General features: G+C 63.0%; 16 protein-coding genes. 11 read left to right on the forward strand and 5 right to left on the reverse strand.

Going from position 1 to position 18808, the window contains the following annotated elements; all coding sequences use genetic code 11:
• The first annotated feature begins 345 nt into the window (after window positions 1-345).
• From Q0687_RS01920 to Q0687_RS01930, 3 genes are all read left to right on the forward strand, one after another.
• Window positions 346-2145, forward strand: coding sequence for an FAD-dependent oxidoreductase (locus Q0687_RS01920; protein ID WP_298871471.1), 1800 nt, complete (start codon window positions 346-348; stop codon window positions 2143-2145).
• Window positions 2115-3962 (forward strand): 2-oxoacid:acceptor oxidoreductase subunit alpha, encoded by a 1848-nt coding sequence (locus tag Q0687_RS01925; protein WP_298871474.1) that lies wholly within the window; start codon window positions 2115-2117, stop codon window positions 3960-3962. Before Q0687_RS01920 ends, Q0687_RS01925 begins: the two co-directional genes overlap by 31 nt.
• Window positions 3963-4128: 166 nt before the next feature.
• Window positions 4129-5184: a 2-oxoacid:ferredoxin oxidoreductase subunit beta gene (locus Q0687_RS01930; RefSeq protein WP_298871477.1), complete on the forward strand. Its 1056-nt coding sequence runs from the start codon at window positions 4129-4131 to the stop codon at window positions 5182-5184.
• Between the two features lie 65 nt (window positions 5185-5249).
• On the opposite strand, the gene Q0687_RS01935 is transcribed toward Q0687_RS01930, so the two are convergent.
• Window positions 5250-5768 carry an STM3941 family protein gene (locus tag Q0687_RS01935; protein ID WP_298871480.1) on the reverse strand — a complete coding sequence of 173 codons (519 nt, stop codon included), beginning with the start codon at window positions 5766-5768 and terminating at the stop codon, window positions 5250-5252.
• Window positions 5769-5934: 166 nt separating this feature from the next.
• Between Q0687_RS01935 and Q0687_RS01940 the strand changes: the two genes are divergently transcribed.
• The 6 genes from Q0687_RS01940 to Q0687_RS01965 all read left to right on the forward strand — a co-directional run bounded on the left by Q0687_RS01940 (window position 5935) and on the right by Q0687_RS01965 (window position 8706).
• Window positions 5935-6555, forward strand: a complete 621-nt coding sequence (locus Q0687_RS01940) for a hypothetical protein (RefSeq protein ID WP_298871483.1) — start codon at window positions 5935-5937, stop codon at window positions 6553-6555.
• A gap of 106 nt (window positions 6556-6661) precedes the next feature.
• Window positions 6662-7111: a DsrE family protein gene (locus tag Q0687_RS01945; protein ID WP_298871486.1), complete on the forward strand. Its 450-nt coding sequence runs from the start codon at window positions 6662-6664 to the stop codon at window positions 7109-7111.
• 160 nt (window positions 7112-7271) lie between these two features.
• Window positions 7272-7595 (forward strand): metalloregulator ArsR/SmtB family transcription factor, encoded by a 324-nt coding sequence (locus tag Q0687_RS01950; RefSeq protein WP_298871489.1) that lies wholly within the window; start codon window positions 7272-7274, stop codon window positions 7593-7595.
• Window positions 7592-8023: an SRPBCC domain-containing protein gene (locus tag Q0687_RS01955; RefSeq protein ID WP_298871492.1), complete on the forward strand. Its 432-nt coding sequence runs from the start codon at window positions 7592-7594 to the stop codon at window positions 8021-8023. The genes Q0687_RS01950 and Q0687_RS01955 overlap by 4 nt, the downstream gene beginning before the upstream one ends.
• A gap of 48 nt (window positions 8024-8071) precedes the next feature.
• Window positions 8072-8284: a hypothetical protein gene (locus tag Q0687_RS01960; RefSeq protein WP_298871495.1), complete on the forward strand. Its 213-nt coding sequence runs from the start codon at window positions 8072-8074 to the stop codon at window positions 8282-8284.
• Window positions 8281-8706, forward strand: a complete 426-nt coding sequence (locus Q0687_RS01965; protein WP_298871497.1) for a DUF1801 domain-containing protein — start codon at window positions 8281-8283, stop codon at window positions 8704-8706. Before Q0687_RS01960 ends, Q0687_RS01965 begins: the two co-directional genes overlap by 4 nt.
• A gap of 178 nt (window positions 8707-8884) precedes the next feature.
• Here the strand turns inward: Q0687_RS01965 and Q0687_RS01970 are convergent, their stop codons facing one another.
• The 4 genes from Q0687_RS01970 to Q0687_RS01985 all read right to left on the reverse strand — a co-directional run bounded on the left by Q0687_RS01970 (window position 8885) and on the right by Q0687_RS01985 (window position 14635).
• Complete coding sequence (locus Q0687_RS01970) at window positions 8885-10423, reverse strand: SpoVR family protein (protein WP_298871500.1); 1539 nt, start codon at window positions 10421-10423, stop codon at window positions 8885-8887.
• Window positions 10420-11697, reverse strand: coding sequence for a YeaH/YhbH family protein (locus Q0687_RS01975; protein ID WP_298871595.1), 1278 nt, complete (start codon window positions 11695-11697; stop codon window positions 10420-10422). Before Q0687_RS01975 ends, Q0687_RS01970 begins: the two co-directional genes overlap by 4 nt.
• 19 nt (window positions 11698-11716) lie before the next feature.
• Window positions 11717-13660 carry a PrkA family serine protein kinase gene (locus Q0687_RS01980; RefSeq protein WP_298871503.1) on the reverse strand — a complete coding sequence of 648 codons (1944 nt, stop codon included), beginning with the start codon at window positions 13658-13660 and terminating at the stop codon, window positions 11717-11719.
• 300 nt (window positions 13661-13960) lie between these two features.
• Window positions 13961-14635 (reverse strand): STM3941 family protein, encoded by a 675-nt coding sequence (locus Q0687_RS01985; RefSeq protein WP_298871505.1) that lies wholly within the window; start codon window positions 14633-14635, stop codon window positions 13961-13963.
• A 303-nt stretch (window positions 14636-14938) separates the two neighbouring features.
• On the opposite strand from Q0687_RS01985, the gene Q0687_RS01990 reads away from it, so the two are divergent.
• Together Q0687_RS01990 and gnd are read left to right on the forward strand one after the other, a co-directional pair.
• Window positions 14939-17788: a bifunctional transaldolase/phosoglucose isomerase gene (locus Q0687_RS01990; RefSeq protein ID WP_298871508.1), complete on the forward strand. Its 2850-nt coding sequence runs from the start codon at window positions 14939-14941 to the stop codon at window positions 17786-17788.
• Between the two features lie 12 nt (window positions 17789-17800).
• Window positions 17801-18799, forward strand: a complete 999-nt coding sequence (gene gnd, locus Q0687_RS01995) for a phosphogluconate dehydrogenase (NAD(+)-dependent, decarboxylating) (RefSeq protein ID WP_298871511.1) — start codon at window positions 17801-17803, stop codon at window positions 18797-18799.
• The last annotated feature ends 9 nt before the right edge of the window (window positions 18800-18808 follow it).

Below are 18808 nucleotides of genomic sequence, written 5' to 3' on the forward strand. Positions count from 1 at the left end.
CAAAAGTGTCAACCATGTCTCCGAACAAGTGTAAGCTATGTGTCCGGGCTAAACAGCAGCGAAGCAATCCAGAATCTCTCCCGGCGGCAGACTGGATTGCTTGAGGCAGGCGTGTGCCTCTCACGTCCATGCTGCACCGCCGCATGAACGCGTACGGCCGTTAATGCTGTGCACGCTTGGCTCCCATGAAAGCGGGGACGCGCGAAACTTTGCCGTTGTACTCCGGAGCGGTTCTAATAAGCTAACCCAATGACGTCATTCAGAAACCAGATCGCCGCGCGTTAAGCGTCGACAAGCTCAAAGAAAAGGCCGCCGGGTCTTTGAGCCTGCGCGGAGAGGGTAGGAATGAAACCGACCGATATCGCGGCCCCCGACTACTTTCACAAAGTGGTCGATTGCCAGTGGGCCTGTCCTGCGCACACCCCGGTTCCAGAATACATCCGATTGATCGCGCAAGGCCGCTACAGCGACGCCTACATGATCAACTGGAAATCGAACGTGTTTCCCGGAATCCTGGGACGCACCTGCGATCGTCCATGCGAGCCGGCATGCCGCCGCGGACGCGTCGAGGAAACGCCGGTGGCGATCTGCCGCCTCAAGCGCGTCGCCGCTGATTTCAAGGACGACATCAAGCAGCGCCTGCCACATCCGGCTGCGAAGAACGGCAAGCGCGTCGCGTTCGTCGGCGGCGGTCCGGCCTCGCTGACGGTGGCGCGCGATCTTGCGCCGCTCGGCTATCACTGCACCGTGTTCGACGGCGACCCTGAGGCCGGCGGCATGATGCGGACGCAGATCCCGAAATTCCGCCTGCCCAATTCCGTCATCGACGAGGAGACCGGCTATATCCTGGGTCTCGGCGTCGAGTTCAAAGGCGGTCACCGCATCGAGAGCATGAAGGCGCTGCTCGCCGAGAAATACGACGCGATCTTCGTCGGCTCCGGCGCGCCGCGCGGCCGCGAGCTCGACATTCCCGGCCGGAAAGAGGCAGCCAGCAACATCCACATCGGCATCGACTGGCTCTCCTCAGTGTCGTTTGGCCACACCGACAAGATCGGCAAGCGCGTGATCGTGCTCGGCGGCGGCAACACCGCAATGGATTGCTGCCGCACCGCGCGGCGCCTCGGCGGCGAGGACGTCAAGGTGATCGTGCGCTCCGGCTTCGAGGAGATGAAGGCCTCGCCCTGGGAGAAGGAGGACGCGATCCACGAGGACATCCCGATCCTCAACTTCCTCGTCCCTGTTACCTTCATCCACGACAACGGCAAGCTCACCGGCGTCACCTTCCAGAAGGTGAAGGCCGAATACGACGCCAAGGGCCGCCGCAATCTCGTGCCCTCGGGCGAGCCCGACCAGACCTTCGAGTGCGACGACGTGCTGGTCGCGGTCGGCCAGGAGAACGCCTTCCCCTGGATCGAGCAGGATTGCGGCATCGAATTCGACAAATGGCATATGCCCAAGGTCGATCCGACGACCTTCGTCTCGACCAACCCGAAAGTGTTTTTCGGTGGCGACGCCGCGTTCGGGCCGAAGAATATCATCTGGGCCGTGGCGCAGGGGCACGATGCCGCGCTGTCGATCCACAAGCTGCTCTCGGGCGAGGACATCACCGAACGACCGCTGCCGGACGTGCAGGTCTCCTCACAGAAAATGGGCATCCACGAATGGAGCTATGACAACGACATCTCCGTCGACAAGCGCTTCAAGGTGCCGCATCGCGACAAGGTGATCGCGCTGAAGGACATCCGCACCGAGGTCGAGCTCGGCTACGACGTCAAGCTGGCGCTCGGCGAAGCGCATCGCTGCCTGAACTGCGACGTCCAGACCGTGTTCTCGACCTCGCTCTGCATCGAGTGCGATGCCTGCGTCGACATCTGCCCGATGGATTGCATCACCTTCACCGATAACGGCGAGGAAGACGATCTGCGCACGCGCCTGAAAGCGCCCTCGCCGCATCCGGACCAGGACCTCTACGTGTCCTCTGACCTCAAGACTGGACGGGTGATGGTCAAGGACGAGGACGTCTGCCTACATTGCGGGTTGTGCGCCGAGCGGTGTCCCACCGGTGCCTGGGACATGCAGAAATATTTCATCGAGATGACTCACGCAGGTTCGACATGTCCGACAAAAAGCCGATCAGCAGCGTAAACGACTTCGTCGTCCGCTTCGCCAACGTCAACGGCTCGGGCTCGGCCAGCGCCAACGAGATGTTCGCGCGTGCGATCCTGCGCCACGGCGTGCCGGTGAGCCCGCGCAACATCTTCCCCTCCAACATCCAGGGCCTGCCGACCTGGTACGAGGTACGCGTCACCGAAGCCGGCCATCTCGGTGCCCGCGGCGGCGTCGACATGATGGTCGCGATGAACCCGCAGACCTGGGACAAGGACGTCGCCGGCATCGAGCCCGGCGGCTATCTGTTCTACGATTCCACCAAGCCGATGCCGTCGACCAAATTCCGCGACGACATCACCGTGATCGGCGTGCCGCTCACCGCGATCACCAACTCGACCTACACCGATCCGCGCCAGCGCCAGCTGTTCAAGAACATCATCTATCTCGGCGCGCTCAGTGCCCTGCTCGAGATGGACCCGAAGCTGATCGAGCAGCTGATCGGCGAGCAGTACAAGGGCAAGGAGAAGCTGCTCTCCTCCAACGTCCACGCCCTGCATCTGGGCCGAGACTGGGCGCTGCAGAACCTGAAATGCCCGATCGGGCTGCGGGTCAAGAAATCCGACAAGGTCGGCGACCGCATCTTCATCGAAGGCAACAGCGCGGCTGCGCTCGGCGCCGTCTATGGCGGCGCCACCGTGTGCGCCTGGTATCCGATCACGCCGTCCTCGTCCGTGGCGGAGGCTTTCACCGCCCATTGCAAGAAGTACCGGCACGATCCTGAAACGGGCAAGGCGAAATACGCCATCATTCAGGGCGAGGACGAGCTGGCTTCGATCGGCATCGTGATCGGCGCCTCCTGGAACGGCGCGCGCGCCTTCACTGCGACGTCGGGCCCCGGCATCTCCTTGATGACCGAGTTCATCGGCCTCTCATACTTCGCCGAGATCCCGGCCGTGATCATGAACATCCAGCGCGCCGGACCCTCGACGGGCATGCCGACCCGCACCCAGCAATGCGACATCATCGCCTGCGCCTATGCTTCGCACGGCGACACCAAGCATGTACTGCTATTCCCGGAAGACCCGGCCGAGGCGTTCGAGTTCGCGGCGGCCGCGTTCGATCTCGCCGAGCGGATCCAGACCACGATCTTCCTGATGCTCGATCTCGACATCGGCATGAACCACCGGCTCTGCCGCCCGCTGAAGTGGGACGATGCCAAGCAGTATGACCGCGGCAAGGTGATGACCGCGGAGATGCTGGAAGAAGGCCGCGACTTCGGTCGCTATCTCGACGTCGACGGCGACGGTATCCCCTATCGCACCTATCCCGGCACGCATCCGACCAAAGGCTCCTATTTCACCCGCGGCACCTCGCGTGATCGTTATGCGCGCTACTCCGAGGAAGGCTCTGTCTACGCCGACAACATGCAGCGGCTCGTGCGCAAGTTCGAGACCGCGCAGGACCTGGTGCCGCGGCCGCTCCAGGCCAACGCCGAACGGCCGACCAAATATGGCGTGATCTATTTCGGCTCGACCTCGCCGGCGATGGACGAGGCGATCGGCCTTTTGGAGGCGCGCGGGCATCAGCTCGATCGCCTGCGCATCCGCGCCTTCCCGTTCCACTCGAGTGTCGCGAGCTTCCTCGCCGAGCACGACTTCGTCTATGTGGTCGAGCAGAACCGCGACAGCCAACTCCGCCAGCTCATCGTCAACGAGAACGGCATCGATCCGGTCCGCCTCGTTCCCATCGTGCACTATGACGGCACACCCATTACCGCCCGCTACATCGCAAAAGCCATTGGCGACCACCAGGATCACCTCAAGGTGACCCCGCTCCGCAAGGCCGTGTCATGACCAGCGCGTCACTCTCTCCGTCGTCATGCCCGGACACAGCCGTTCGAAGAACGGCGTCGCTTCCGCTCGCCTATGCCCGGGCATCCACGCCTTTCTTCCGTGCCGCCAAGACGTGGATGGCCGGGACAAGCCCGGCCATGACGGCCTTGGGATCACAGGTGCTTTCATGACCTATATTGCCAAGCCAAAGTTTCATCACCCCGGCCTCAAGAAGAACGATCTCGGCTACACGCATCGCGACTACGAGGGCAAGATCTCGACGCTGTGCGCAGGCTGCGGCCATGACTCGATTACGGCCTCGATCATCGAGGCCTGCTACGAGCTCTCGATCGAGCCGCATCGGGTCGCGAAAATCTCGGGCATCGGCTGCTCCTCGAAGACGCCGGACTATTTCCTCGGCAATTCGCACGGCTTCAACTCGGTGCACGGCCGCATGCCGTCCGTGCTGACGGGGGCCAACCTCGCCAACCGCGATTTGATCTATCTCGGCGTCTCCGGCGACGGCGACAGCGCCTCGATCGGCTTCGGTCAGTTCGCGCATTCGATCCGGCGCGGCGTCAACATGACCTATATCGTCGAGAACAACGGGGTCTACGGCCTGACCAAGGGCCAGTTCTCGGCGACCGCCGACCGCGGCTCGAAGTCGAAGAAGGGCGTGACCAACACCGACAACGCCATCGACCTGGTCGCGATCGCATTGCAGCTCGGTGCCACCTTCGTCGCCCGCTCGTTCTCCGGCGACAAGAACCAGCTGGTGCCGCTGATCGCGGCGGCGATCGGCCACAAGGGCGCGTCCTTCATCGACGTCATCAGCCCCTGCATCGCCTTCAACAACCACGCCGGCTCGACCAAGAGTTTTGATTATGTCCGCGAGCACAATGACGCCGTGAACCGGCTCGACGTGCTGGTCGGCCGCGATCCCATTGCAGTCGACTACGCGCCTGGCACGGTGCAGGTGGTCGAGCAGCATGACGGCAGCAAGATCGCGCTGCGCAAGATCGACGCCGATTACGATCCGCATGACCGGTTAGGGGCCCAGACCTTCCTCGCCAAGCACGCTGCCAAGGGCCAGATCGTCACCGGGCTCTTGTACGTCGACCCCGATGCGGACGATCTCCACGCCCATCTCAACACGGTCGAGACACCGCTCAACACGCTGGAAGCGGATACGCTCTGCCCCGGCTCGGCGGTGCTGGACAAGATCAACGCCAGTTTGCGCTGAGATATCTAGCTGACGGACTCGGCTTCCGGCACTGAGCGGCCCTGGTAACCCAGTCGGCCTGCAGCTCAGTATTGCTTGCAGGTCTCGAACAGCGCCTCGCCGTCCATGGTCAGGCCACCGGGGTTGACGAGCACGCCGTCCGCGCCGACGGCCCTGTTCATCAGCGACATGACATGCCGCAGGAACCCTCCGGCGAACCGTTCGGCGATGAGAGGATCAAGCTTGAGCACCACGATTTTCTGACTTCGACTACGATACTGCCAGACTGATATCTCCCGCACGGATCTCCAGGAGATGGTGTCGTCGGCAATCCTGGTGTCGCGAATGCCGACACGCGTAACGAAGAGAACCGGCTCCCGCGTCGAGACCAGTCTCCACAGCGTCCTGCAGGTGACAAAACCGAACAGCGCGACGCCGGAATAGCAGGCGACCGTCTGGAACTCGGTGATGTTCTTTGCGTGAAACCAGTTGAATGCGACCGCGGCACAGATCAGCGTCAGGAACAGGCCCGCGCCCAGCATCTTCAATAGCCGGACCTTGGAATAGCCGATCGCAAGATTGGGCAAGTTCTGACTTACGGACATGTTCGACCGCCACCAGCCATTTGCAACAGTCCGGGGTTTATCAGCGCCCCTCCCTGCAAAGGGTTAAGCCTGGAACCTTGCGCGAGGCTGCCGGCCGGGTGGCGGTTGAACGCGCGGCGCGCGGCTTGCGACTAACCGCCAATTGGCTCCAGCGCCCGGTGTGATCATGAAGCTTGCCCTCATCCTTCCGCTCGCCTTTGCAGCCTTCATAGGCGTCGCCCGGGCCGAGGAGACCGACGACTTTCGCGAGGCGAACAAGATCGAAGCCGAGACCTTCAACGCTCGCCTGTATGCGGGCTCGCCTGGCAAGACGGCCTATGCCTGCTTCATCCGCCGCTACGATGCCGAGCACCTGGCGCGGCATCCGAAGCAGAAGGTCGCTTCCATGAAGCTGCTGGTCTCGGCGGAGACCGACAGCGAGGACAAGCAGCTCCACAACTCGTTCAGGATCGGCTTCCGCTATCGCCACCGCAGCGGCGATTTCGACTCCAGCGGCTCCTGCCACCACACGGTGCTCACCAAGGAAGGCGACGAGGTCAGGCTCGGCTGTGGTGTCGACTGCGAGGGCGGCGGCATCGGGATCGCGCTCTCGAAGGACGACAAGTCGGCCATCATACGGCTCGAGAGCGTCAGGATCTGGCTGCACAACCAGCCGACTGAAGATGAAGACCGAACGCTGGTCGCGGGCAGCGACGACGGCGTTTTTCGGCTGGACCGCACCGACAACAGCGATTGCGCCGCCCTGGCGACCGATCGCAAGGAGCTCGCCGCGCTCCGCCACAAATGATATCTCTCCGGCAAAGTCGTTATTTGCGCATGATCTTTCCGGAAAACCGCTTCACACTTTGCGCTGACGCGGCCCTTCGGGTCCGGATCATGCGAAGGAGATCACCATGAACCGCCGGAACATCTTGTGGAGCACCGTCTCGGCGCTGGGCGCGGCCTTTGCCGCCTCGCGCGTCAATGCGGCGACTGAGGCTCCGCCCTCGAACAAGCTGAAGGTCGTCTACCATCTCAGCGACGCCGACAAGGTCAATTTCGTGCTCGGCAACATCCAGAACCACATCGACGGCGTCGGCGGCCCTGACCATGTCACCCTCGCGCTGGTGATCCACGGGCCGGCGCTGAAGGCGTTCCATTCGGCGCAGGCCAACCCCGACATCAGCGGGCGGGTCAGCAATTTCGCCAAGGACGGCGTCGAGCTCGCCGCCTGCGGCAATACCATGAAGGCGCAAAACATCACGCTGACGGATCTGCTGCCGGGATTCGTAAGTGCTGAGAAGGGCGGCGTGGTGCGGTTGGCCGAACTGCAGTCGCAGGGGTATTTGTACCTGCGGCCGTGAGGCGCAAGGGCTCCTGCTCCATCCTCCGTCATTGCGAGCGTAGGAGGCAGTCTGATTGCTTCCTCGCGAGGGCTCCTCGCAATGACGGCGGAGAGGCACTTGACTATCCATAACTCCATGGTTATGAATTGATCCATAACTTCCTGGTTATGGATCTTGCATGTCTGCCACTCCCGACCTCCTGTTCCGGACGCTCGCCGACCCCACGCGGCGCGCGATCTTCGAGCGGCTGTGCCGGGAGGGCGAGCAGACGGTCGGGGCACTGACGGCGCTGTCAGGTGTTTCCCAGCCGGCGGTCTCAAAGCATCTCGGCGCGCTGAAGCAGGCGGGCCTGGTGCGCGACCGTCATGAAGGACGCCAGACCCATTATAGCGCGCAGCCGGGCGCGCTTGATCCGCTGATCGACTGGACCAGCCAGATGGCCGGCTTCTGGCAAAACCGGCTCGATGCGCTCGACGATCTGCTGAAGAGGATGGACCAATGACTGAAGCTGCCACTGAAACACGTTCCGTGGTCATCGAGCGCGAATTCGCCTACCCACCCGAAAGGCTGTGGCGCGCGCTGACGCAGCCGCATTTGATCGAGGAATGGCTGATGAAGAACGACTTCAAGCCTCAGGTCGGCCACCGCTTCAATCTGCGCGGCGAGTGGGGCGGCGTGCTGGATTGCGAGGTGCTCGCCATCGAGCCACAGCACTCCCTCGCCTATACCTGGAATTTCACGCATGAGGACGCGGCCTACGACCTCAAGAGCGTGGTGACCTTCACGCTGACCCCGCAGGGATCTGGCACGCATCTGCGTGTCGAGCAGGCGGGCTTCCGCCCCAGCCAGAAGCAGGCCTATGGCGGCGCGCATGCCGGCTGGAAGCAGTTTTTCACCAGACTGGACGAGCTGCTGGCGCGGCCCGAATAGCCTAGCCAAGCACATCCATTCCCAACCTTTTTCCGACAGGAGATTGAAATGAACTCGAACATGTGGATCAGGCAGATCCATCGCTGGCTGTCGATCGCCTTCACACTTGCCGTGATCGCCAACATCGTGGCGCTGACGATGCAGGTTCAGGCGACGTGGATCGGCCTGATGGCTTTCGTGCCCTTGATTCCGCTGCTCGCGACCGGGCTCTATCTGTTCGCACTGCCCTATCTCGGCCGCCGCAGCGAGGCGCAATCATGAAGAAGGTCGCGACCGCAAAGGCGAAAGAGGCGGACGGCCCCTCGCCCTCGAAACTGATCGACGGCCGGATCAAGGAGCTCGGCGACTGGCGTGGCGAGATGCTGAAGCGGATCCGCGCGCTGATCAAGGAGGCCGACCCTGAGGTCGTCGAGGAATGGAAATGGCGCGGCGTTCCCGTGTGGGAGCACGACGGCATCATCTGCACCGGCGAGACCTACAAGGCGGTGGTGAAGCTGACCTTCGCCAGGGGCGCGGCGCTGGACGACCCGGCCGGCCTGTTCAATTCCAGCCTCGACGGCAATGTGCGGCGCGCGATCGACATTGGTGAAGGCGCCAAGATCAACGAGAAGGCGCTGAAGGCCCTGATCCGCGCGGCGGTGGAGCTGAATGGGTCGAAGGCGAAGAAGAAGCCGGGGAAGTAAATTCTTGGTTGGGACCGGAGCAAGCGCCTCGTCCTTCGAGACGGCCGCTTCGCGGCCTCCTCAGGATGAGGCTCATCAGCATCGCTGTTGTCGAAATTGCTGCAACACGCTCCGCCCTCATCCTGAGGGCCCGCCAAAGGCGGGCGTCTCGAAGGATGGGCCGCGGGCGCCGGCCGCCTCAGGCCACCGCTGCTGCGATCGGACGCGGGCTGACGACGTATTCGCGCAGCACCTTGTCGTTGGCATCGACCTCGATCAGCGCGACGTCGTAGGTCCAGAGATCGGCGAGATGCTGAAGCACCCGCTTGGCGTCGGTCTCGTTGAGCTGCGAGCCCTTGATGACGCGGTGATGCAGGATCAGCCGGCGGTCGCCGGCGAGGTCGACATCGACCACCTCGATATTGGCATCGATGTAGCCGACATCGTGCTGCCGCGCCAGCTCGCGCCGGACGCGGCGGAAGCCGCGCTCGTCGTGGATGGCGTCGACCCGGATGCCGGCGCGCTCCTCCGGATCGTCGTGCAGATGAAACATGCGCAAGTGCCGCATCAATCTGGGACTCAGGAACTGGCCGATGAAGCTCTCGTCGCGGTAATTGGCCCAGACGTCGCGCAGTACGCCCATCACGTCGTTCTTGCCGGCGATGTCAGGGAACCACTCGCGATCCTCGTCCGCCGGATTCGTGACGATACGCTCGATGTCCTGCATCATGGCAAAGCCAAGCGCGTAGGGGTTGAAGCCCGAGAAGCGCGGGTCGTCGAATTCGGGCTGGAACACCACATTGGTGTGCGAGCCCAGGAATTCGAGGAAGTTGCCGTCGCTGATGCGGCCCTGCTGATGCAGCTGGGTCATGATGCGATAATGGACGTAGGTCGCCGTCCCCTCGTTCATCACCTTGGTCTGGCTCTGCGGGTAGAAATATTGCGCGATGTGGCGAACGATGCGCAAAAGCTCGCGCTGCCAGGGCGCCAGGCGGGGCGCGCTCTTCTCCAGGAAATAGAGCAGATTTTCCTGCGGCAGGCCGAGCAGCTTGCGGCGGCGTTCGAGCGAGATCGCGGAGCGGGTCTTGCTCTTCCCGGCCGGCACGGTACGCCAGAGATCATTGAAGACCTCTTCCTCGTGCTGCCGGCGGCGCCCTGCCCGCTTCTCCTCCTCGCGCAAATCCAGCGTCTTCTTGCCGGGATAGCGATCGATGCCGTGCGACATCAAGGCGTGCGCAGCATCAAGCGTGCGCTCGACCTCGATGCGACCGTAGCGCTCCTCGCATTGCATGACGTAGTTCTTGGCGAAATCGAGATAGTCCAAAATCCCTTCCGCATCGGTCCACTGCTTGAACAGATAATTGTTCTTGAAGAAGTGGTTGTGGCCGAAGGCGGCGTGCGCGATCACCAGCGTCTGCATCGTCGCCGTGTTCTCCTCCATGAGATAGGAGATGCAGGGCGAGGAGTTGATCACGATCTCATAGGCAAGGCCCATCAGGCCCTTGCGATAGGACGCCTCGTGATAGGCGAATTGCTTGCCGAACGACCAGTGCTTGTAGAACAGCGGCATGCCGACCGAGGAATAGGCATCGAGCATCTGCTCGGCGGTGATGACCTCGATCTGGTTCGGGTAGACGTCGAGCCCGAGATCCTTCAGCGCCACCTCTTCGCAGGCATCGGTAATGCGCTGCAAGGTGTGGAAATCCCAATCAGCGCCTTCGAACAAGCGTTCCGTCATGGAGCGGCTTTCTCCTGGGCAGTTTCGCGGCGCTGGAACAGATCGTGGAACACCGGGAAGATCTCGCTGCGCTCGGAGACCTTGCGCATCGAGAGCGGTGCGCCAGAGTTGCGCAGGCGCTCATAGAGGGTCCAGAGCGAGGAATCGGACAGATCGAAGGCGCTGCCGCCTGATTCCCCGACCTCGAGATAGGCAAAGAACTGGCAGACCGGCAGGATCTTCTCGGTCAGCAGCAGGCCGGTGAGCTCGCCGTCGGAATAGGAGTTGTCGCCGTCGGAGGCTTGCGCGGCGTAGATGTTCCAGTCCGCCGGGCTGAAGCGCTCGCGCACGATCTCGTGCATCGCCTGCAGCGCGCTGGAGACCAGCGTGCCACCGGAGGCCGGGCCATAGAAGAAGGTCTGCTCGTCGACCTCTTCGGCGCGGTCGGTGTGGCGGATGAAGACGATCTCGACATGCTTGTAGCGCCGCTTCAGGAACACGTAGAGCAGCATGTAGAAGCGCTTTGCCAGATCCTTCATGTGCTCGGACATCGAGCCCGAGACGTCCATCAGGCAGAACATCACGGCTTGGGCGACCGGCCGCGGCACCTTCTCGTAGCGGCGATAGCGGATGTCGAGCGGATCGATGAAGGGAATGCGCTTGGTTTTCGCCTTCAGCTTTTCGAGCCGGGCGACGAGCTCGGCGCGCTCCTCCTCGTCGGTGCAAGCCTCGATCGCGGCTTCCAGCTCCTCGACCTCGTCCTTGCGCGGGCGCTTGAGCGCGATGCGGCGGGCAAGCGCCAGCTTCACGGTGCGGCTGACCGAGATGTTGGCAGGCGAGCCCGAGGTGGTGTAGCCGGCGCGCTGGATACCCTCGCTTTCGGTCTGCGCGATCTTGCGCTTGGCGAGATCAGGCAGCTCGAGATCGTCGAGGAAGAGATCGACGAACTCGTCGCGGCTCAGCACGAAGCGAAACGCATCCTCGCTGTCGCCTTCGCCGGGACCGGAATCCTTGGCGCTGCCCTGGCCGGAGCGCTGCAGATAGTCGCCCTCGATGAACTTCTTGTTGCCCGGCAGAACCATGTCGCGCGTCCCGCCTTCACGGCGGAAACGCGGCTCGTGCATGCCGTCGAGCGGGATTGTGACCTCTCCACCCTCCAGGACATCCTTGATGTCGCGTTCCTGCGAGGTCTTCTTGACGGCGCCCTGCACCAGGGATTTGGCCCGACGCAAGAACCGCTGGCGGTTCTCAAGACTCTTGCCGCCTGGATTCAGGCGCCTGTCAATAATGTGAATGGCCACTTTCTCATCCGCCTCAACCGGCTTGCTTCACGCGCATGTACCACTCGACCAGCCGGCGAACCTGACGCTCGGTGTAGCCGCGCTCCACCATGCGTGCCACGAACTCGCCGTGCTTCTTCTCCGTCTCGCCGTCCTTCTTCGAACCGAACGAGATGACCGGAAGCAGGTCCTCGACCTGAGAGAATATCCGCTTTTCGATCACATCGCGAATCTTCTCATAGGAGGTCCAGGTCGGATTCTTGCCGCCGTTCTGGGCCCGGGAGCGTAACGAGAATTTGACGACCTCGTTGCGGAAGTCCTTGGGGTTGGCAATGCCCGCCGGCTTCTCGATTTTCGTCAATTCCTGGTTCAACAATTCGCGATCAAGCAGCTGGCCGGTGTCGGGATCCTTGAAGTCCTGATCCTCGATCCAGGCATCGGCGTAGTCGACGTAGCGGTCGAACAGGTTCTGGCCGTAGTCCGAGTAGGATTCGAGGTAGGCCTTCTGGATCTCGTTGCCAATGAACTCGGCGTAGCGGGGCGCGAGGTCGGCCTTGATGAATTCGAGATAGCGCTTCTCGACTTCCTCGGGCAGCTGCTCGCGGCGGATCGACTGCTCCAGCGCGTACATCAGATGCACGGCGTCGGCGGCAACCTCTTGCGGATCGTGGTTGAAGGTCGCGGCCAGGATCTTGAAGGCAAAGCGGGTGGAGACGCCGTCCATGCCCTCGTCGACGCCAGCGGCATCGCGGTACTCCTGGACGCTGCGCGCCTTCGGATCGGATTCCTTCAGGCTCTCGCCGTCATAGACCCGCATCTTGCCGAACAGCGTCGAGTTCTCATGCTTGCGCAGACGCGACATCACCGAGAACCGCGCCAGCGTCTCCAGGGTCGAGGGTGCACAGGGTGCAGCCGCGAGCTCGGAGCCCTGGATCAGCTTCTCGTAGATCTTCTGCTCCTCGGTAGCCCGCAGGCAGTAGGGCACCTTGATGACGCAGATGCGGTCGATGAACGCTTCGTTGTTCTTGTTCGACTTGAAGCTCGCCCACTCTGCTTCGTTGGAGTGCGCAAGGATGACGCCGGTGAACGGGATCGCACCGATATTCTCGGTGCCGATATAGTTGCCTTCCTGCGTTGCCGTCAGCAACGGATGCAGCATCTTGATCGGCGCCTTGAACATTTCGACGAACTCGAGCACGCCCTGGTTGGCGCGGTTGAGGCCGCCGGAATAGCTGTAAGCATCGGGGTCATTCTGCGCGTAGGTTTCGAGCTTGCGGATATCGACCTTGCCGACCAGCGAGGAGATGTCCTGGTTGTTCTCGTCGCCGGGCTCGGTCTTCGCGATCGCGATCTGGCGCAGCCGCGATGGCTGGATTTTCGCGACCCTGAACTGGGAAATGTCGCCGCCGAAGGCTTCGAGCCGCTTGTAGCACCACGGGCTCATCAGGCCGGTGAGGCGCCGGCGCGGAATGCCGTATTTCTCTTCCAGCATCGGCCCGAGCTGATCGGGATCGAACAGGCTGAGCGGGCTCTCGAACACCGGCGAGAGTTCATCGCCGGCCTTGAGCACGTAGATCGGATGCACTTCCATCAGCGACTTCAGCCGCTCGGCGAGCGAGGATTTGCCGCCGCCGACGGGGCCGAGCAGATAGAGGATCTGCTTGCGCTCTTCGAGACCTTGCGCCGCGTGGCGGAAGAACCCGACGATGCGCTCGATGGTTTCCTCCATGCCGTAAAAGCCGGCGAAGGCCGGATAGGTCCGGATGGTGCGGTTCAAAAAAATACGGCCAAGGCGTGGGTCCTTGGCCGTGTCAATCGTCTGAGGTTCACCGATCGCTGCAAGTAGTCGTTCGGCCGCATTCGCGTATTTCATGGGATCGCTTCGACACGATTCCAGATATTCCGCCATCGACATGTCGTGCTGGCTTCTCGCCTCGAACGACCGAGCGAAAGCGTTGAATAGAGAATCGTTGTACATGATCCCTCTCCGCGTGAGTTCCGCTACAAGCTGAAACGAAAGCAGTTACTAGACCGTTCCTCAGGCCGCTTCTCGAATCAGCGTGAGCACATGACGATCATTGGACACCCGGGTGCCGACACGACGCAACGCACAAGGTAGGCACTCGCTGAATTACGAACAGGCACTTGCCTGTAATTTGTGCGAATCTCTATCCATCTTGGCGTATTTCCAGAAATTGTCACTGGCTCGCCACATCCGGGCGAATACCGGGGCGCGTCTTCTCCGGCACTGCAACATGACGATTTGCGAGCGGCAAACTTATGACGCTTGCAGGGCGATCCCGTGGGTGCCGTGTTCATCTTCCTGCTGCAATGCGATGGCCTGGTTGCTCGCAGCGGCCGGGTTGGCTGCAGCGTGACAATCCCGGCAAGCGCGCAGCAATGTGTCAAAATCGGTCGCCAACCCGTCCGGGCGGATGACAATCCGTTCATCCTGCCGTTCACCCCGCGCGCTGCGCGCGACGGCACGGATGGAGGAGAGCTGTTGCTGCAGGGCGGGTGTCGGTGTCAGCACGATCACCTTGCGCCCGCTTCTGTCCTCAACCGAGACATCCGCAACGGACTCCCAGAGCAGAAATTCATTGCCGATCCGCAGGTCGCGGATGCCGAAGGGGGTGACGATCACGACAGGGCCGCGCTCGGCCGGCAGCATCCAGATCAGCCAGGCGGTGACAGGGCCGAACAGCGCGACACCGAGATAGCCTATCGTCGTATCGTAAGCGGCGATCTCGCCCCACCATCCAAAAGCAAGGCTGGCACTGAACAGCGTCACCGCGAAGCCCGCCGCGACCAGCAGCCGCAGGCGTGTGCCGCATTGGCCGATTTCGAGATCATGAAACGAGTCTATGCAGGCCGCCGGCGCAATCGATGGCCGATGATCGGCGACGGCAACACCATCAGGACGAGTGTGCATGCGTTCCCCCAGCATGGCCATTCGCGACCGAGCCCATGGCGATCAGGCGGCCCTTTCCCCCTGACGACACTCCGCGACGCGACAAAATCGACCTCACGCAACATGCCTGACGCAACAGACCCGGCCGAGCACACAGGCCAAATTATTACTACGCAAAACTGCAACTGCCGCCTGGATCGTCATGATCGCGACGGAGTTACACCTAGAGTATGACGCCCACACCCTTGATCGGTTCCCTCCCGGGAGCATGTGGGCTAAAGGATAGCGCGTCAGGACCGGCGCGGAAACCCCCTCCGCCCGCAGGCTTGGAGATAAATAAGCATCATGAATCCCGTCAAAGAACTGGAAAAGCACGGACAAGCCGTCTGGCTGGACTTCCTGGCCCGCGGCTTCATCGCCAAGGGCGACCTGAAGCGGCTGATCGACACCGACGGCGTCAAGGGCGTCACCTCCAATCCCTCGATCTTCGAGAAGGCGATCGGAAGCTCGGACGAATACGACGCCCCGATCGGCAAGGCGCTGAAGCGCGGCGACCGGACCGTGGCCGATCTGTTCGAGGCGGTCGCGGTCGAGGACATCCAGAACGCCGCCGACGTGCTGCGCCCGGTCTATGACCGCCTCAAGGGCGGCGACGGCTATGTCAGCCTCGAGGTCTCGCCTTATCTCGCCATGGATACATCGGGCACGGTCGCCGAGGCGCGCCGGCTCTGGAAGGACGTCAATCGCAAGAACCTGATGGTGAAGGTGCCGGCGACGCCTGAGGGCCTGCCGGCCATCCAGACGCTGATCGGCGACGGCATCAGCATCAACATCACCCTGCTGTTCTCGAAAGCGGTCTATCTCCAGGTCGCCGAGGCCTATCTCGCCGGTCTCGAAAAATACGTCGCCGGCGGCGGCGACCCCTCGCATGTCGCGAGCGTGGCGAGCTTCTTCGTCAGCCGGATCGATTCCGTCGTCGACAAGCAGCTCGACGAGAAGATCGCACGGGCCAACGACCCGTCCGAAAAAGAGCGCCTCGCCGCGTTGAAGGGCAAGGTCGCGATCGCCAACGCCAAGGTCGCCTATCAGGACTACAAGCGCCTGTTCTCGGGTCCGCGCTGGGAGAAGCTCGCCACCAAGGGCGCCAAGCCGCAGCGCATGCTGTGGGCCTCCACCGGCACCAAGAACAAGGATTACAGCGACGTGCTCTATGTCGAGGAGCTGATCGGCCCCGACACCATCAACACCGTGCCGCCGGCAACGCTGGATGCGTTCCGCGATCATGGCAAGCCGCGCGACAGTCTCGAGGAGAATGTCGAGGACGCCTATCGCGTGCTGGAAGAGCTGGAGCGCTCCGGCGTGTCGCTCGACGCCATCACCGAGGAACTCGTCAAGGACGGCGTCAAGCAGTTTGCCGATGCCGCCGACAAGCTCTACGGCGCGGTCGCGCACAAGCGCGCCACCGTGCTCGGGCCCGCGATCGACCGGCAGCAATTGTCGCTCGGTGACGGCCTCGGCAAGGCCGTGGCCAAGAGCACCGAGGAATGGCGCGCATCGGCCAAGATCCGCAGGTTGTGGCAGCGCGACAAGTCGGTCTGGACCGGCGCGGACGAGGACAAATGGCTCGGCTGGCTCGACAGCGCGGCCAAGGCCGACGTCGCCGACTATGAGGACTATGCCGGCCGCGTGAAGGGCCAAAAGTTCTCCGACGCCGTCGTGCTCGGCATGGGCGGATCGAGCCTCGGCCCCGAGGTGCTGGCCGAGACCTTTGCGCGGAAGCCAGGCTTCCCGAAGCTGCATGTGCTTGACTCCACCGATCCGGCAGAGGTGCGGGCGATGGAGGCCAAGATCGACATCGCCAACACCGTGTTCATCGTCTCCAGCAAGTCCGGCGGCACCACCGAGCCGAACGCGATGAAGGACTATTTTCACGAGCGCGTCGCGCAGGCGCTCGGCCCGAAGGCCAAGACCGGCTTCCGCTTCATCGCGGTGACCGACCCCGGCTCCTCGCTGGAGAAGGCGGCCAAGAAGCTGAACTACGCCCGCATCTTCCATGGCGAGCCTTCGATCGGCGGCCGCTATTCGGTGCTGTCGCCGTTTGGCCTCGTGCCCGCGGCCACGGCCGGCATCGACGTCAGGACCTTCCTCAAGCATGCGCTCGCGATGGCCCGCTCCTGCGGACCGGACGTGCCGCCAGCCGAGAACCCGGGCGTGCAGCTCGGTCTCGCCATGGGCCTTGCCGGTCTCGAAGGCCGTGACAAGGTGACGATCCTGTCGTCGAAGAAGATCGCCGATTTCGGCGCCTGGGCCGAACAGCTCATCGCGGAATCGACCGGCAAGGAGGGCAAGGGCCTGATCCCGATCGCCGGCGAGCCACTGGTCGAGTCCGCAGCTTACGGCAACGACCGCTTCTTCATCGACATCCGCACCGAGGGCGAAACGGATGCGGCGCATGACTCGGCGCTTGCAGGGATCGAAGCGGCCGGTCATCCGGTCGTGCGCATCGTCATGAAGTCGATCGATCATCTCGGCCAGGAGTTCTTCCGCTTCGAGATGGCAACGGCGGTGGCGGGCAGCATCCTCGGCATCAATCCGTTCGACCAACCCGACGTCGAAGCAGCCAAGATCAAGACGCGCGAGCTGACATCGGCCTATGAGAAGACCGGCGCGCTGCCCAAAGAGCATCCGGTCGTCAGCACCGCGGAGGCCGACCTCTACACCGACGACCACAACGCCGCAGCGCTGCGCACGATGGGCGCCAATGGCGACCTCACCTCGTGGCTCAGGGCTCATATCACCCGCTCGCGACGCGGCGATTATTTTGCGGTGCTCGGCTACATCGCGCGCGACAAGGCCAATATCGAGGCGCTTCAGCAGATGCGGACGGCCGTGCTCGAGAAGCGGCATCTGGCAACCGCCGCCGAATTCGGCCCGCGTTTCCTGCACTCGACCGGGCAAGCCTACAAGGGTGGGCCTGACAGCGGCGTGTTTCTCCAGATCACCGCCGATGATGCCAAGGATCTCACCGTGCCGGGCCAGAAGGCCAGCTTCGGCGTGATCAAGGCGGCGCAGGCCCGCGGCGACTTCGACGTGCTCACCGAGCGCGGGCGGCGGGCGCTTCGCGTGCACCTGAAGGGGCCGCTCAAGAAAGGTCTTGCGGCGCTGAATGCAGCGCTCAACGACGCACTGAACTAAGGGAATATCTCAATGCAACTCGGCATGATCGGCCTCGGCCGGATGGGCGGCAACATCGTTCGCCGGCTGATGCGTCACGGCCATTCGACCGTGGTCTATGACAAGGACGCCAAGGCCGTCGCCGGCCTTGCAGCAGATGGTGCGGTCGGCTCGGCGACGCTGGAAGAGTTCATCTCCAAGCTGGAGCGGCCGCGCACGGCCTGGGTGATGCTGCCTGCAGGCCGCATCACGGAAGCGACCATCGAGACGATCGCGGGCGTGATGCAGGACGGCGATGTCATCATCGACGGCGGCAACACGTTCTGGCAGGACGACGTCCGCCGCGGCAAGGCGCTGAAGACACGCGGCATCCATTACGTCGACGTCGGTACCTCGGGCGGCGTCTGGGGCCTCGACCGCGGCTATTGCATGATGATCGGCGGCGAGAAACAGGTCGTCGACCGGCTCGATCCGATCTTCGCGGCGCTCGCACCCGGCGCCGGCGACATTCCCCGCACCGAGGGACGCGAGGGCCGCGATGCCCGCATCGAGCAGGGCTACATCCATGCCGGCCCCGTCGGCGCCGGCCATTTCGTCAAGATGATCCACAACGGCATCGAATACGGCCTGATGCAGGCCTATGCGGAAGGCTTCGACATCCTCAAGAACGCCAATATCGACGCCCTGCCCGCGGACCATCGCTACAATTTCGACCTCGCCGACATCGCCGAGGTCTGGCGCCGCGGCAGCGTGATCCCGTCCTGGCTGCTCGACCTCACCTCGACGGCGCTCGCCGACAGTCCGCAACTCGCGGAATATTCCGGCTTCGTGGAGGATTCCGGCGAAGGCCGCTGGACCGTGAATGCGGCCATCGACGAGGCCGTGCCGGCCGAAGTGCTGACGGCTGCGCTCTACACACGTTTTCGTTCCCGCCGGGAACACACCTTCGCCGAAAAAATTCTTTCCGCAATGCGTGCGGGTTTCGGCGGCCACAAGGAGCCGAAGCAGCCGGACGCGCCGAAGCCAAAATAAGAACCGACC

Origin of the sequence: uncultured Bradyrhizobium sp., assembly GCF_936928535.1 — a bacterium.
In the GTDB taxonomy this organism is placed as follows: Bacteria; Pseudomonadota; Alphaproteobacteria; order Rhizobiales; family Xanthobacteraceae; genus Bradyrhizobium.

What these genes read in the sequence shown, in the direction of transcription:
- Q0687_RS01955 (WP_298871492.1), top strand. Translation starts at nt 7,592, where the DNA reads ATGACTGAAGCTGCCACTGAAACACGTTCCGTGGTCATCGAGCGCGAA.
- gnd (WP_298871511.1), top strand. Translation starts at nt 17,801, where the DNA reads ATGCAACTCGGCATGATCGGCCTCGGCCGGATGGGCGGCAACATCGTT.
- Q0687_RS01920 (WP_298871471.1), top strand. Translation starts at nt 346, where the DNA reads ATGAAACCGACCGATATCGCGGCCCCCGACTACTTTCACAAAGTGGTC.
- Q0687_RS01985 (WP_298871505.1), bottom strand. Translation starts at nt 14,635, where the DNA reads ATGGCCATGCTGGGGGAACGCATGCACACTCGTCCTGATGGTGTTGCC.
- Q0687_RS01935 (WP_298871480.1), bottom strand. Translation starts at nt 5,768, where the DNA reads ATGTCCGTAAGTCAGAACTTGCCCAATCTTGCGATCGGCTATTCCAAG.
- Q0687_RS01930 (WP_298871477.1), top strand. Translation starts at nt 4,129, where the DNA reads ATGACCTATATTGCCAAGCCAAAGTTTCATCACCCCGGCCTCAAGAAG.
- Q0687_RS01965 (WP_298871497.1), top strand. Translation starts at nt 8,281, where the DNA reads ATGAAGAAGGTCGCGACCGCAAAGGCGAAAGAGGCGGACGGCCCCTCG.
- Q0687_RS01990 (WP_298871508.1), top strand. Translation starts at nt 14,939, where the DNA reads ATGAATCCCGTCAAAGAACTGGAAAAGCACGGACAAGCCGTCTGGCTG.
- Q0687_RS01950 (WP_298871489.1), top strand. Translation starts at nt 7,272, where the DNA reads ATGTCTGCCACTCCCGACCTCCTGTTCCGGACGCTCGCCGACCCCACG.
- Q0687_RS01980 (WP_298871503.1), bottom strand. Translation starts at nt 13,660, where the DNA reads ATGTACAACGATTCTCTATTCAACGCTTTCGCTCGGTCGTTCGAGGCG.
- Q0687_RS01940 (WP_298871483.1), top strand. Translation starts at nt 5,935, where the DNA reads ATGAAGCTTGCCCTCATCCTTCCGCTCGCCTTTGCAGCCTTCATAGGC.
- Q0687_RS01970 (WP_298871500.1), bottom strand. Translation starts at nt 10,423, where the DNA reads ATGACGGAACGCTTGTTCGAAGGCGCTGATTGGGATTTCCACACCTTG.
- Q0687_RS01960 (WP_298871495.1), top strand. Translation starts at nt 8,072, where the DNA reads ATGAACTCGAACATGTGGATCAGGCAGATCCATCGCTGGCTGTCGATC.
- Q0687_RS01945 (WP_298871486.1), top strand. Translation starts at nt 6,662, where the DNA reads ATGAACCGCCGGAACATCTTGTGGAGCACCGTCTCGGCGCTGGGCGCG.
- Q0687_RS01925 (WP_298871474.1), top strand. Translation starts at nt 2,115, where the DNA reads ATGTCCGACAAAAAGCCGATCAGCAGCGTAAACGACTTCGTCGTCCGC.